This is a genomic window from Stenotrophomonas maltophilia group sp. msm4 (assembly GCF_032025605.1).
GTDB lineage: Bacteria > Pseudomonadota > Gammaproteobacteria > Xanthomonadales > Xanthomonadaceae > Stenotrophomonas > Stenotrophomonas sepilia.
Genome location: NZ_JAVSKK010000001.1, coordinates 856,086 through 871,105 on the forward strand (window position 1 = coordinate 856,086; position 15,020 = coordinate 871,105).

Annotated in this window: 8 protein-coding genes; 6 read left to right on the forward strand and 2 right to left on the reverse strand. The window is 66.4% G+C overall.

Annotated elements, in window-relative coordinates; all coding sequences use genetic code 11:
* The first annotated feature begins 7 nt into the window (after positions 1 to 7).
* The 5 genes from ROV93_RS04105 to cueR all read left to right on the forward strand — a co-directional run bounded on the left by ROV93_RS04105 (position 8) and on the right by cueR (position 8,220).
* Positions 8 to 1,006, forward strand: coding sequence for a N(4)-(beta-N-acetylglucosaminyl)-L-asparaginase (locus tag ROV93_RS04105; protein WP_072169076.1), 999 nt, complete (start codon positions 8 to 10; stop codon positions 1,004 to 1,006).
* Entirely contained in the window at positions 1,003 to 1,740 is a 738-nt protein-coding gene (locus ROV93_RS04110) for a copper homeostasis protein CutC (protein WP_072169077.1), read from the forward strand. Before ROV93_RS04105 ends, ROV93_RS04110 begins: the two co-directional genes overlap by 4 nt.
* 392 nt (positions 1,741 to 2,132) lie before the next feature.
* The gene (locus ROV93_RS04115) at positions 2,133 to 5,090 is read left to right on the forward strand and encodes a TonB-dependent receptor (protein ID WP_072169078.1); all 2,958 of its coding nucleotides are present in this window, start codon (positions 2,133 to 2,135) and stop codon (positions 5,088 to 5,090) included.
* A 161-nt stretch (positions 5,091 to 5,251) separates the two neighbouring features.
* The gene (locus ROV93_RS04120) at positions 5,252 to 7,753 is read left to right on the forward strand and encodes a heavy metal translocating P-type ATPase (RefSeq protein WP_072169079.1); all 2,502 of its coding nucleotides are present in this window, start codon (positions 5,252 to 5,254) and stop codon (positions 7,751 to 7,753) included.
* 11 nt (positions 7,754 to 7,764) lie between these two features.
* On the forward strand, positions 7,765 to 8,220 hold the full coding sequence (gene cueR / locus ROV93_RS04125; RefSeq protein ID WP_065177589.1) for a Cu(I)-responsive transcriptional regulator: 456 nt from the start codon (positions 7,765 to 7,767) through the stop codon (positions 8,218 to 8,220).
* A gap of 80 nt (positions 8,221 to 8,300) precedes the next feature.
* On the opposite strand, the gene ROV93_RS04130 is transcribed toward cueR, so the two are convergent.
* A complete protein-coding gene (locus tag ROV93_RS04130; RefSeq protein WP_005416342.1) occupies positions 8,301 to 8,495 on the reverse strand; it encodes a heavy-metal-associated domain-containing protein in 195 nt (64 codons plus the stop codon).
* Between the two features lie 189 nt (positions 8,496 to 8,684).
* Positions 8,685 to 11,759, reverse strand: a complete 3,075-nt coding sequence (locus tag ROV93_RS04135) for a TonB-dependent receptor (protein WP_072169080.1) — start codon at positions 11,757 to 11,759, stop codon at positions 8,685 to 8,687.
* 762 nt (positions 11,760 to 12,521) lie between these two features.
* Here ROV93_RS04135 and ROV93_RS04140 point away from each other — a divergent pair.
* Positions 12,522 to 14,987: a GH92 family glycosyl hydrolase gene (locus tag ROV93_RS04140; protein ID WP_072169082.1), complete on the forward strand. Its 2,466-nt coding sequence runs from the start codon at positions 12,522 to 12,524 to the stop codon at positions 14,985 to 14,987.
* The last annotated feature ends 33 nt before the right edge of the window (positions 14,988 to 15,020 follow it).

A 15,020-nucleotide genomic window follows, 5' to 3' on the forward strand; every position in this document is an offset into this window, starting at 1 on the left:
GGGGAAGATGGTGGATCGCAGGCAGTTCCTGCAGGCCGGCGCACTGGCCGCAGGCATGGTGGCCTTGCCGGGCGTGCAGGCGCGCACGCAGGGTGGGGCCAGGGTGGTCTCGACCTGGGACTTCGGCGTGCCGGCCAACCAGGCCGCGTGGAAGGTGCTGGCGCAGGGTGGCAGCGCACTGGATGCAGTTGAAGCCGGTGCACGCTGGGCCGAGAGCGAGTTGTGCAACCCCACCGTCGGCCATTGCGGCAACCCGGATCGCGACGGCGTGCTGAGCCTGGACGCCAGCATCATGGATGGCGATGGCCGTTGTGGTGCGGTGGCCGCGCTGGTCGACATCCTGCATCCGGTGTCGGTGGCCCGCAAAGTGATGGAAAACAGCCCGCACGTGCTGCTGGTGGGCGAGGGCGCGCAGCAGTTCGCGGTGCAGCAGGGCTTTGAACGCAGGCACCTGCTGACGCCGCAGGCCGAAGCGGCCTGGCGCGAGTGGCTGAAGACCGAGAAGTACCAGCCGCAGATCAATGCCGAGCGCCGTGGTATTCCCGGCAACAGCGACAACCACGACACCATCGGCATGCTGGCGCTGGATGCCAAGGGCCATCTTGCAGGTGCCTGCACCACCAGCGGCATGGCCTGGAAGCTGCACGGCCGGGTCGGCGACAGCCCGATCATCGGCGCCGGCCTGTATGTCGACAACGAAGTGGGCGCGGCCACTGCTTCGGGCGTGGGTGAGGAGATGATCCGCAACGCCGCCTCGTTCCTGGTGGTCGAGCTGATGCGCCAAGGGCGCTCGCCCGCGCAGGCCTGCCGCGAAGCCATCGACCGCGTGGTGCGCAAGCGCCCCGAAGCGAGCAGAACATTGCAGGTGTGCTTCCTGGCCATGAACAAGCAGGGCGAGGTGGGTGCCTACGCGTTGCACCGCGGCTTCGTATACGCCGTGTGCGATGGACAGCGCCAGGACGACCTGCGCGACTCGCCGTCGATCTACATGAGCACTCAGGCGTGAGCACGCGGCTGACCCTGGAGATCGCCAGCAACTCGCTGGCCTCGGCGCTGGCCGCGCAGGCCGGCGGTGCCGACCGCATCGAACTGCTCGAGAACCTGGCCGAGGGTGGCACCACGCCGTCGTTTGCCACCATCGCGATCGCCCGCGAACGCCTGTCGATTCCGCTGTTCGTGCTGGTGCGCCCGCGCCCGGGTGATTTCCACTACGACGCATTGGAAACCGAACTGATGCTGCGTGACATCGCGCAGTGCCGCGCGCTGGGCTGCGATGGCGTGGTGATCGGTGCGCTGGATGTGCAGGGCGGTATCGACCTGGCGTTGTGCCGTGAACTGGTGCAGGCCGCCGGGCCGCTGCAGGTGACTTTCCATCGTGCCTTCGACGCGGCCCGCGATCTGCCGGCGGCGCTGGAGCAGGTGATCGGACTGGGTTGCCAGCGCGTGCTGACCTCGGGCGGCCAGGTCAGCGCCGAGGCCGGCGCCGATGTGCTGGCGGGTCTGGTCACCCAGGCGGCGGGACGTATCACGGTGATGGCCGGCGCCGGGCTGGGCCCGGCCAACATCGCCGCCGTTGCGCGACGGACCGGCTGCACCGAACTGCACGCCTCGGCCAAGGGCCTGCGCCGCTCGGCGATGCAGTTCCAGAACCCGGCTTTGCGCGGCCTGGACCCGGACTGGAGCCAGACCGCCACCGCGACCGTGGCCGCGCTGCGGCAGGCGCTGGACGGCGCAAGGTAGCCCGCTTCTGCTGTAGAGCCGAGCCAACGCTCGGCTGCGCTTTGCGGCAAACGACATCAGCCGAGCACGGGCTCGGCTCTACAGTCGCACGCGACGACGCGGACAAAACCGTTCCGCGCGCGGTTGTCGTGATCGTGTCATTGACGTGTGCGCTGTTCTCTCAGCGATGTTTCGCAACCCTTTGATTGTTCTTGATACCTGCGGCTGATAGCGGCATTGCGTAGGGTGTTGCTGCATCGCCGCATGCCCGGCGTGGTTCAGCTGTGCTTTAGTTTGGATCGATCCACAGGGGAGGTGCCATATCGGTCGTGAACCGATCCAGGCGCCTGGATCCGTCGTAGTGCCGCGCCACCGTCCGCCCGTGCGTCCACATCTTCGAAGAGCAACCACCCATGGCTCAGATCGTCCACAAGCGTCGTCACCTGCTGTCCCAGGCACTGGTCCTGGCCCTGTTGCCCCTGGCCGCGGGCGCACAGGAAGCGGCCAGTTCGTCCACCAAAGACTTGGATGCGGTCACCGTTACCGGTTCGCGCATCAAGCGCGCCGCGGTCGAAGGCCCGGCCCCGGTCAACGTGATTACCGCGCAGCAGATCCAGAAAGAGGGCTTCGTCAGCGTGTATGACGCGCTGAAGACGCTCACCGAAGCGACCGGCACCGTTGAAGCCGCCTCGCAATGGGGCTCGCACACGCCCAACGCCAGTGGCCTGAACCTGCGCGGCATGGGCCCGAACCGCTCGCTGCTGTTGGTCAACGGCCGTCGCGTGGCCGATTACCCGCTGCCGTATGGCGGTGAAACCAACTTCTCCAACTACGGCAACATTCCCGCTGCCGCGGTCGAGCGCATCGAAGTACTGACCGGCGGCGCCTCGGCGATCTACGGTTCGGATGCGATCGCCGGCGTGGTCAACGTCATCCTCAAGACCAACTACGACGGCGACGAAGTGCGCGTGCGTGGCGGTACCTCCACAGAAGGTGGGCGAGATACCTGGGACCTGTCCTGGGCCGGCGGCAAGACCGGCGACAACTGGAGCGTGACCTACGCGCTGCAGTACACCAAGCGCGATCCGCTGTTCGGACGCGACCGACCGCAGATGGACGACGCCGACGACGCACCGTATCCCTCCTGGAACATGGAGCAGCGCAAGGTCGGCTTCCGCCCCACCTCGGGCCTGGCATTGATCGACCCGACCAACGGCCAGCGCCTGGCACCGCCTGCAGGCACCTGCGAGAAGTTCGACGGCGAGTACTACACTGCCGATCGGCTCGTCTACAATTACGCTACCAACACCATCACCAACACCGGCCGCCTGTGCGGCATGAGCGCCGACTACGCCAACTGGCTGCTGACCGGTGGTGCCGAGAACGTGTACGGCAACCTGTATGCCACCTTCGATTTCAGCAGCGACCTGCAGGCCTGGACCAACCTGGCGGTGTACCGCTCCGAAGCGATCTGGGGCACCAACCCGCCCAGCGTCTCGCTGATCGACGACGACAACGGCTATTACTGGGATGCCAACCGCAACCGCCCGATCCTGGGCGTGCGCCAGTTCACCCCGAACGAAGTCGGCGGCCTGGACACCCTGCGCAACACCAACCGCGAGCTGTCATGGGACTGGAGCGCGGGCCTGCGTGGCCGCCTTGCCGACCGCTTCGACTGGAGCGCCACGGTGGGGCGTTCCTACTATCGCGTGGAAGAACGGCAGAACGTGGTGGACGAGCAGAAGTCGTACGACTTCTTCCTCGGCCCGCGCCTGGGTACCACCGCCGATGGCGAGGCGATCTACGCGTTGAACGAATCGCGCTGGTGGAATCCGCTCACGCCGGACCAGTACTGGCAGATGGGCACGGTCGCCAGGAACCGCGCGTCATCGTGGGTCAACCAGGCCTCGGCGGACATCACCGGCGAGCTGTTTCAGGGCTGGGCCGGCCCGATCTCGTTCGCCGCCGTGGCCGAAGTCGCGCAGCAGGGCTATCACCTCAGCCCGGACCCGCGCGCCGGCATCGACTTCGATCTGCAGAACGTCGATCGCGGTGGCGGCGAGCGCACCCGTTACTCGGCCGGCGTCGAGTTCAAGATCCCGCTGCTGGAGAGCGTGACGGCCACCGCCGCCGCCCGCTACGACCGCTATGGCAACTACAAGGCCGATGACAGCAGTGAAGCGCTGGATATCGGCAGCCAGAAGGAGACCACCTGGAACGTCGGCCTGGAATGGCGCCCGGTCGAATCGCTGCTGGTGCGTGGCTCGTATGCCACCAGTTTCCACGCGCCGGACATGCACTACCTGCTGGGCCAGCCGAGCAGTTCCGAAGTGCAGACCTATGACCGCCTGCGCTGCATCCAGAGCGGTGCCTACCTGGTCAACAACTGTGGCGTGGGCAACACCGATATCTGGTACACCTTCGACGTGAACCGGCGTGGCACGCCGCTGCTGCGTTCGGAAACCGGCGATTCGTGGACGGTCGGCTTCGTCTGGGACGTGATGCCGAACCTGTCGTTCAGCGCCGACTACTGGGCGATCAAGCTGGAAGACATGATCGTCGACGTCGGCGCCGACGAGGTGCTGGCCAGCGAGGCCGGCTGCCTGACCGGCAAGAACATCGATGGCACGCCGTGGGCCAATCCGGCCGGTGGCGACTATTGCGCCGGCATCCTGGCCCGCGTGAACCGCGACAGCAGCGGCCGCCTGGTATCGATCGAGCGCGGCCCGTTCAACCTGGCCAGCCGGGAAGTGCGCGGCATCGACCTGACTGCACGCTATCGCCTGGAAACCGCGCAGTGGGGCAGCTTCCAGCTGGGCCTGAACTACACCAACCAGATCTCGACCAAGGAACAGCGCTACGCCAACGACCCGAACCCGGAACGGCGCGACCGGGACCTGCGCAGCAAGCTGCGCGCGAGCCTGGCCTGGCAGCGCGGCAACTGGAACGCCAACGTCTATGCCGACCGCGTGGGCTCGGTGCCGGGCGTGCGCTATCACTGGGGCACCGACCGCCTGGACAATCCCGGCGGCTGCCTGCCGTTCGCCGACGGCTACGTGCCCAGTGACAGCCCGTCGCTGAACTGCCTGGAACCGGCACAGCTGCCGGATGGCTCGGTGAACCCGAACCCCAACGCGGGCCAGCAGACCTCGCGCTATTTCGGCCGGGTCGGCCCGTTCATCACCTGGAACGTCAACGTGGGTTACCAGGTGACCGAGCACGCCAAGGTCAATGTCTACGTCAACAACGTGTTCAATTCGGCCAGCTGGAACCACAAGGACCCGTACAAGCTGGACTATGACTTCGCCCCGACCCGGTTGCTGAGCGCGGTCGGCCGCGAGTTCGCATTGGAGTATGTGTTCACCTTCTGAGGAGACCGACCTCCGCCGCTGGATCCACGCCATGCGTGGATGCGGAAACGGGACGGCGGGGGCGGCGCTCCCTTCAGGCATGCGGACAGGCTGGATTTGACCTTCCCACGATGGCAAGGTTTAGCCTGTCCGCATCCAGAAGGAAACCCGGGAATCCGATCATGAGCACGCCGCGCGCCGCTGCCGCCCCCGCCAGCCCCTCCACCATCAGCCTGCCCATCGAGGGCATGACCTGCGCCAGCTGCGTGGGCCGGGTCGAGGCAGCACTGTCCAGGGTCGAGGGCGTGGGCAGTGTCTCGGTGAACCTGGCCACCGAGCGGGCGGACATTCGTCCGTCGGGCCCGGTGGATCGCGCGGCGCTTGTCCAGGCGGTGGAGCGGGTGGGCTATGACGTGCCCGCGGCGACCACCGAGCTGGCGGTCGAAGGCATGACCTGCGCTTCCTGCGTGGGCCGTGTCGAACGCGCGCTGTTGGCCGTGCCCGGCGTCAGCCAGGCCAGCGTCAACCTGGCCACCGAGCGCGCCACGGTGCGTGGCATGGCGGACGTGGCTGCGCTGGTCGCCGCGATCGACAAGGCCGGCTATGACGCACGTGTGATCGAGGCGGGTGTGCAGTCCGATGATCAGGCTGCGGAAAAGAAGGATGCCGAGCGCGCCGGACTGAAGCGCGACCTGATCGTGGCCACCGCGCTGGCACTGCCGGTGTTCGTACTGGAAATGGGCTCGCACCTGATCCCCGGCATGCACGCATGGGTGATGTCCACCCTCAGCATGCAGGCCAGCTGGTACCTGCAGTTCGCACTGACGCTCCTGGTGCTGGCCATCCCCGGGCGCCGCTTCTACCAGAAGGGCTTCCCGGCGCTGCTGCGGCTGGCGCCGGACATGAATTCACTGGTGGCGGTGGGCACCGCCGCGGCGTTCGGCTATTCGGTGGTAGCGACCTTTGCACCGCGGCTGCTGCCGCCGGGCACGGTGAACGTCTACTACGAAGCGGCGGCGGTGATCGTCGCGCTGATCCTGCTCGGCCGCTTCCTGGAGGCCCGGGCCAAGGGCCGCACCTCCGAAGCGATCAAGCGCCTGGTCAACCTGCAGGCCAAGGTGGCCCATGTGGTCCGTGACGGCCGCGCGGTCGACATCCCGATCAATGAAGTGCAGAGCGGCGACCTGGTGGAAGTGCGCCCGGGCGAGCGCGTGCCGGTGGATGGCGAGGTGGTTGAAGGCCGCAGCTACATCGATGAATCGATGATCAGCGGCGAGCCGATTCCGGTCGAGAAGCTGCCCGGCAGCAACGTGGTGGGTGGCACGGTCAACCAGAAGGGCGCACTGACGGTGCGGGCCACGGCCGTGGGCGCGCAGACCCTGCTGGCGCAGATCATCCGCATGGTCGAACAGGCGCAGGGCTCGAAGCTGCCGATCCAGGCGGTGGTCGACAAGGTCACGTTGTGGTTTGTGCCGGCGGTGATGCTGGCCGCGCTGGCGACCTTCGCGGTCTGGTTGATCTTCGGACCATCGCCGGCACTGAGCTTCGCACTGGTCAATGCGGTGGCGGTGCTGATCATTGCCTGCCCGTGCGCGATGGGCCTGGCCACGCCGACCTCGATCATGGTCGGAACCGGTCGTGGCGCCGAAATGGGCGTGCTGTTCCGCAAGGGCGAGGCCCTGCAGCTGCTGAAGGACGCGCAGGTGGTGGCGGTGGACAAGACCGGCACGCTGACCGAAGGCCGCCCGCGCCTGACCGATCTGGAGATTGCTGCCGGCTTCGATCGCAACAGGGTTCTGGCGGCAGTGGCCGCGGTGGAGTCGCGCTCGGAGCATCCTATCGCCCGCGCGATTGTTGATGCCGCGACCGGGCAGGGCATCGCGTTGCCGGGCATGGTCGACTTCGAATCGGTCACCGGCATGGGCGTGCGGGCCAGTGTCGAGGGTGCACGCGTGGAGGTCGGTGCCGATCGCTTCATGCGCGACCTGGGCGTGGACATCACCGCATTCGCAGCATTGGCGGCGGAACTCGGCACGCAGGGCAAGTCACCGATGTACGTGGCCATCGATGGACGCCTGGCCGCGATCATTGCGGTATCCGATCCGATCAAGCCGAGCACCCCCGCAGCGATCGCGGCGCTGCATCGGTTGGGCCTGAAGGTGGCGATGATCACCGGCGACAACGCCGGGACCGCACAGGCGATCGCGCGCCAGCTCGGCATCGATGAAGTGGTGGCCGAGGTGCTGCCGGAAGGCAAGGTCGAGGCAGTGCGTCGGCTGAAGGCCACGCATGGGCGCGTCGCCTTCGTCGGCGACGGCATCAACGATGCCCCTGCGTTGGCTGAAGCCGATGTCGGCCTGGCCATTGGTACCGGCACCGATATCGCGGTGGAGTCGGCCGACGTGGTGCTGATGTCGGGTAACCTGCAGGGCGTGCCCAATGCCATTGCGCTGTCGAAGGCGACGCTGGGCAACATCCGGCAGAACCTGTTCTGGGCCTTCGCCTACAACACCGCGTTGATTCCGGTGGCCGCCGGCGTGCTGTACCCGGCCTGGGGCGTGCTGCTGTCGCCGGTGTTCGCGGCCGGTGCGATGGCGCTGTCCAGTGTGTTCGTGCTGGGCAACGCACTGCGCCTGCGCCGCTTCCAGCCGCCGATGGCGGATGCCGCCGTTGCGACCCACTGAAGGAGAATCGCATGAATATCGGTGACGCCGCCAAGGCCTCCAGCGTGTCGGCGAAAATGATCCGCTACTACGAACAGATCGGCCTGATTCCTGCGGCGGATAGAACGGAGTCGGGCTATCGGGCGTATTCGCAGGCCGACATCCATCGCCTGCGCTTCATCCGCCGCGCGCGCGATCTCGGCTTCCAGGTGGCCGAGATCGGCGACCTGCTGGGCCTGTGGAACGACACGTCGCGCCACAGTGCCGACGTCAAGCAGCTGGCCGAGCAGCACATCGCCGACCTGGAACAGCGCATCGAGCACATGCGGCAGATGGCCGACACGCTGAAATCGCTGATCCGCTGCTGTGCCGGCGATGAGCGCCCGGAATGCCCGATCCTGCAGCGGCTGGGTGAAGACGATGAGGCTCCGCTGCCGGTGGAAGCGGCCAAGACCGGCGCGGTGCGCCGCCGCGCACGCAAGCACTGAGTTTTCATGTTCGCATGCACTGAAAAGCCCGCCCAGTGACAGTGCAGGGGGCGGGCTCCGCTGTGGCAGAAAGCAGGGGATCAGGCAGTGCGCGGCGGGAACCCCGCATCGTTCAGCGCGGCGAACACCTGCTCCTGTGATGCGGTGGTCTGCACCTTGACCAGGCCGGTCGGCGGATCGGCCACCACACTGGCGCTCGGATCGATCTGCTGGATCGCGCGGGTCACGCTGCGCGCGCAGCCGCCGCAGGTCATGCCGTCAACATGGAATTCCATCTGTAGCTCCTTCGGTGCTCGTGAGATGAAACCAGTGTGCACCTTCCAACGATGGCAGGGTCAAGCAGGTGGCTGAACGGCGGCGCAGGCACCCATGAAAACGGCAGCCGCCTGTACCAGCGCGGCTGCCGTGGAGGACCATTCCCGTCGGGGCGGGCAAGACTACGCCGGGCCAGGCCCGGCGCTGCCTCAGAACTTCCAGTTCACGCCGAAATACAGCTGGCGCCCGGCGTACAGATTGGACAGCAGGCGGGCCTGGCTGTCGTTGCCGATGTAGCTGCGCAGCTCGGACTTGGTGGCATTCAGCACGGCGGCGGTCACCGTCCAGTCCGGGGTGAGGTTGTAGGCCACGTTCAGGTCAAGCTGGCTGTAAGGCTTGGTGTAGGTGGTCATGCCATTGTTCAGGCCGCCGACCACTTCACCACGACGGTTGTACGAGGCGCGCGCCAGGAACTTGTCGTTCTCGTAGAACACCGTAACGTTGGCCTGGTTCTTGGCACTGCCGACCAGCGGCGAGGAGCCGATTTCCTCGCCATCCAGCACGATCGAGGCCAGGTTGGTGTCGTTGTAGGTGTAGTTGGCCTGCACGCCCAGTCCGAAGTCGAACGTGTACTGGCCATACAGTTCCACGCCCTGCGACACGCCATCGCGGCCGTTGGCCTGGGTCTCGTACTTCTGCACGGTGACCGACTGCCCGCCGACGTTCATCTGCTGGTCGCGCACCACCGGCACGGTGAAGTTGTCCACGTTCTTGCGGAACAGCGAAACACCTGCGACCGCGCCCGGCTTGAAGTACCACTCCAGGCCCAGGTCGAACTGCACTGCCTTGAACGGTTCCAGCGCCTTGTTGCTGCCCGAGCCGTACCAGCCGGGCGTGTCGGTGCCGCCGGTGACGCGGCGGTCGTTGGCGTACTCTTCGCTGATGTAACGCAGACCACCGGGATAGGCGATGCTGGTGTAGCTCGGGCGCGCGACCACCTTCGATGCCGCGCCACGCAGCACCAGGTTGTCGGTGATGTCCCAGGCAATGTTGAAGCTGGGCAGCACGTCGGTATAGGTCTTTTCCAGCGACGACAGGGCATACACCTTGTCGCGCACCTGCGGGTCGGGCAGGCGGACGAAGCCACCCTGGCAGCGCAGGTTCGGGTCGGCGGCCGGATCATCGCAGCTCATCGGCGCGCCGCTGGCGTTGTCGACGAAATAGTCGTTGAAGCGCTCGACCGAATCGCTGGACTGGGCGAACTGCTTGGTCCGCACCACGCGCACGCCGATGTTGCCGCGTACCCGCTCAGTGCGGAAGTTGGCCTGGAAGTAGCCGGAATGGATCTTCTCGTTGACGTCGTAGACGAAGTCTTCTTCGGTACGGTTGTGCGAGCCACCGTAGGTCTTGTTCAGGTAGTCGATGTAGGCCGGGTAGTTGATGCCCGGGAACACGTTGGCGTTGAACGCGCCGGTGATGTTGCTGATCGGGTTGGACAGGAAGAAGCCCGGTTGCGCATCGCCTGCGGTCGGATCGCAGCCGGCCTGGTAGCGATTGTTGTCATAGTCGGACGGATCCAGGCCCGGGCACACCCAATAGGTGTTGCCGGTGTTGCGGTGGACCTTGCCATCGCGGTACTTGGCGCCGAACTGGATCGAATCCAGCCAGCCGGCCTCGAACAGCTTGGTGACGTCGGCCTGGAAGTAGTTCTGCTTGACCTCGGTCTGCATCCACGACGAATCGGTCGAGCCGGTATCGACTTCGGCCACGCCCGCCATCAACTGCTGCTGCAGGTCCGGCGAGAACTGCACCGACGGCGTGCCGGTCAGGTCCCAGGCGGTGTACTGGTTGCCGGACTGCCACTGGTTGCCAACCTTGCGGCGCGGCTTGGCCGACATGCGGAAATTCATCGACGGACCACCTTCGGACCAGGTGCGGCCGCCGGTGAACGAGGCCTTCCACAGCGGGCTGATATCCCAGTCGATGGTCAGGTCGGCGGTCTGCGACAGTGCCTTTTCCTTGCTGTATCCACCGGTGAGCTGCGGAGTGGGGATGGTGCAGTCGTCCGGGCCCCAGCCACCGGGTTCCAGGCCGGCTGCCGCTGCTTCTTCCTCACTGCAGTAATAGGTCTTTCCGGCCAGCTTCTGGTACTGCGCACCCGTGACGATGCTGCCACTCGGGTCGAAATCCAGGCCGTTGAGCAGGCGGCCGCCGGCCCAGTTGCCGTCCTGGTTGTAGCGGGCCAGGTTCCACTCCGGCACCTTCAGCATGTTCTGGGTGTAGTCACCCTGCAGCTCGAAGCGGAAGTAGTTCGCGGTCATCGTGACGTTGTCGACCGGCTTGAACTGGAAGGTCAGCTGGCCGCCCTTGCGCTCGCGCTTTTCTTCCTTCACCGCGAAGTTCACCGAGGTCGGCATGAAGAATTCGCTGTAGTTCTTGCCAGCCTGGTTGTTGAAGCCGGACTGGCCCCACCAGTAGTGGATGCCATCCTGCTCCAGCAGGTTGCCGTTGGCATCGCGGGCCGTGGTGCCATTGCCGTACCACTGGTAGTCCTCGGTGCTGGCTTCCATGGTGCGGGTGGTGCGCTTCTGCTGGGTCACGCCGACGAGGACGCCGAAGCGCTCATCCTTGCTGTGCCACGAGTACAGCGCGGACGCCTGCGGATCGACATCGTGGCTGGTATCGGAGGTGGTGCCCTCCAGGTTCACGTAGCCGGAGTTGGATTCCATGTCCAGCGGGCGACGGGTATGCAGGATGACCGTGCCGCCGATGCCGCCTTCGTCGATGCGTGCTTCCGGCGACTTGAACAGCTCCGCGCTGGACAACATGTTCGATGGCAGCAGGGTGTAGTTGAAGGAGCGTGTCGCTTCGTTGTTGGTCTCTGACGAGGCGACGAAGTTGCCGTTCAACTGGGTCAGGGTCAGGTCCGGCGCGAGGCCGCGCACACTGACGCTTTTGCCTTCGCCGCCGCTGCGGGTGATGACCACGCCGGGCACGCGCTGCAGTGCGTCGGCCACGTTCTTGTCGGGGAACTTGCCGACGTCCTCGGCGGTGATCACCTCGACCACCGCGTTGGCGTCGCGCTTCTGCTCGAGGCTCTTTTCAATGGCGTAGCGGTAGCCGGTGACCTGGACGCTGTCCAGAGTGGTGGCGTCCTGCGAGCCGGTGGAAGCGGCCTGTTGCGCGGCGGCGCCACCCGGAATGACGGCGGCGGCCAAGGCCAGCGCGATGGCCAACGACAATGCGTCCTGGCCATGCGTACGTGTTGAATGCTTCATTCCCATCTCTCCCTCTCTCATGGATTGATCCGGTGACGTGGCACGGACAACTTGAATCGATCTAATTTGAAGTGACTTTGTCGCTGTCGCCAAGCAACTGCCAGTGGCGCCGCGCGCGTGGCCTGGTACGTCCTGTTGCTGCTCCCCCAACTCCCGGCCATCGCAGTGTCGCTCTTGGATCGATCTAAGCGATGGGCGGGCGATTTTTAGCACGGGTCGCCCGTGGGCGCATGCTGCTCCGCAATATGGTACTGGCGTGGCGAAGGGATGACGGTTTGCTGAAAACAGTGAAATCGTTTTCGTGCGCAGGGGAGGGTGGGTCGGCAGGGCTGCGCCCTGCACCCGCGGTAGTGCCGGCCGCTGGCCGGCAACAGCCAAAGCCAAAGCCAAAGCGGCTCTGGGTTGTCTGTGGCTTGGCGGGGCGGTGTCGGACTGCGGGGACGGGTTTACGGCGTCCCCCGCAACCGGACCCACCCCGACTCCCCACAGGAAACCGGCTTCTGCTGTTGCTTCTGCTGTTGCGGTTGCTGTTGCTCCAGCTCGTAGCAGGTGCAGGGCGCAGCCCTGCCGAACACCCCATCTCATGCTGCGCCGCAGAATGCATTCGGCTGAACCTGCATGCTCTACTTGAATCGATCTAAATTCACGGTCTGGTGGGTCGGGCGTCATTCCAGGGGGAGCTCTCTGCAGGTCAGGGCAGGGCTCAGCGGAACGGTGCCGAACGCCCCCGGCCGTCTGCCTCCGCGTCATCGACTACAGGAACCCGACATGCGCCCAGTGCCGTCCGCTCCCGCCGTCCCATTGTCCTCGCGCCCGCTGGTGCGCCTGGCCTGCCTGCTCGCGCTGTCGTCAGTGCCGGTGCTGCTGCAGGCTGCCCCGGCAGCGCTGGAGCGCGAGGTCAACACCTTCATCGGCAGCAAGGACGACGGCAACACGTTCCCGGGTGCGTCGGCACCGTTCGGCCTGATCCAGGTCAGTCCGATCGGCAGCCACTACTCGGGCTGGCGCTATGACGACGAGAAGATCCGCGGGTTCGGCCACTCCTTCCTGTCCGGCGCGGGTTGCTGGGAACAGGGCGGGCAGGTGTCGGTGCTGCCGGTGACCGGCTCGATCGGTCCGGGTGGCGATTTCGATACCGGCAATGCCAAGCAGTTCGACCACAAGGCCTATGCGTCGGCTTACACCCACGATGGCGAGGTCGGCCAGGCCGGCTACTACAAGGTGCGCCTGACCAGCTACGGTGGCATCGATGCCGAGGCGACCGCGCGTACCCGTGCCGCGGCCGAGCGCTACACCTTCAGCCAGCGCAGCGGCGATGGCCACGTCCTCGTCAACGTCGGCCAGGCCAACGAGCGCCATTCGGTGATCGGCAGCGTGGTCGATGTGGTCGGCGACCGCGTGGTCGAGGGCAAGCTGGTCACCAAGAGTTTCTGCGGCGGTCATCAGTACACCACCTGGTTCCGCATCGAGTTCGACCGTCCGTTCAAGGCGCATGGCACCTGGGGCGAGGGCGGTGGCCTGCCGGGCGCGCGCCACAGCATGGAAGGCGAGCAGAAGCCGAACGGTGCCTGGCTCAGCTTCGACCTGGCCAAGGGCCAGTCGGTGACAGCGGTCAGCGCGATCTCGCACGTGGATGCCGAAGGCGCGCGCACCAACCTGCGCGCGGAGGGCATGCAGGGTGGGGCGCTGCTCGGCTTCGACCGCATGCGCGCGCTGTCCCAGCAGGCCTGGCGTGAGCAGTTGGGCCGGGTGCGCGTGCAGGGCGGCACCGCCGATGACCGCACCGTGTTCTACAGCGCGGTCTATCACGCGCTGCTGCAGCCGATGACCGGCAACGACGCCGACGGCCGCTACCGTGGTTATGACGACGGTATCCACCGCGCTGATGGCTGGACCTATTACCAGTACTTCTCGCTGTGGGATACCTACCGCGCGCAGAACCAGTGGCTGGCGCTGACCCGCCCGGACGTGGCGCGCGACATCGGCCGTACCCTGCTGGCGATCGACGAACAGGTCGGTTGGCTGCCGCGCTGGGGTTATGCCAACTTCGAGACCAACATCATGACCGGCGATCCGGTCACGCCGTTCATGGTCGACCTGTGGCGCTTCGGCGCGCTCAAGGGCCGTGAATCGCAAGCCTGGGATGCACTGCGCCGCAATGCCTTCGGCACGCCACCACTGAACTCGCGCATGGCCGGACGCTCCGGCAACCCGACCTACCTGGACAAGGGCTATGTGGCCTACGACCGCGCGTTCCCGTCCAAGGGCATGGATGTCGATCCGCACCATGGTGGTTCGGCCACGCTGGAATATGCGCTGGCCGACTGCGCGCTCTCGCAGATGGCCGATGGCCTGGGCCATGCGCAGGATGCGGCGACACTCCGTGAGCGTGGCCGCAACTGGCGCAAGGTGTGGGACCCGCAGGTGCGCGATGCCGAGACGGGTTTCACCGGCTTCCCGCGCCCGCGCACCGAGGATGGCCAGTGGTACACGCCGGCCGATGGCCACTACAGTCCGCGTTCGCACCACGGTTTCCATGAGGGCACGGCGTGGCAGTACCAGTGGCTGGCGCAGCAGGACGTGCCGGGCCTGGTCGAAGCGATGGACGGCCGCGAACAGGCCGGTCGCCGCCTGGATGCGTTCTTCGCGATGGACGCGCTGCAGGCCGATCCGCTCAATGCCGCCCGCAAGGCGTGGGTGGTCGGGCCGTACAGCTACTACAACCAGTTCCGCTACAACCCGAACAACGAGCCGGACCTGCACTCGCCGTGGCTGTACACGCTGATCGGCCAGCCGTGGAAGACCGCGGCCGTGGTGCGTGCCGCGCAGCAGTTGTTCACCAATGCCCCCAATGGCGTGACCGGCAACGATGACCTCGGCACGATGTCGGCCTGGTACCTGTTCAGCGCCATCGGCGTGTACCCGGCGGTGCCGGGCAGCGGCCAGTTCCTGCTGCACACGCCGCGCTTCAGCAAGGTCGAAGTGGACATGGGCAATGGCCGGACCCTGCGCATCGACGCGCCGGGTGCCGATGGCCGCCGCCTGCAGTACGTGCAGGGTGTGCGGGTCGACGGCCAGCCGCATGCACCGGTGTGGCTGGACTGGGACCGCCTGCAGCAGGGCCCGCGCCTGCAGTTCGCACTCGACGCGAAGGCGCCGGAGCAGGGCTGGGGCACGGCGGTGAAGGACCTGCCGGTGTCCTGGTGCGCGGCACCGGGCAGCCAGCTGCGCTGAGCCGGACTGTGCCGTTCGCGCTGACCCAGCGAA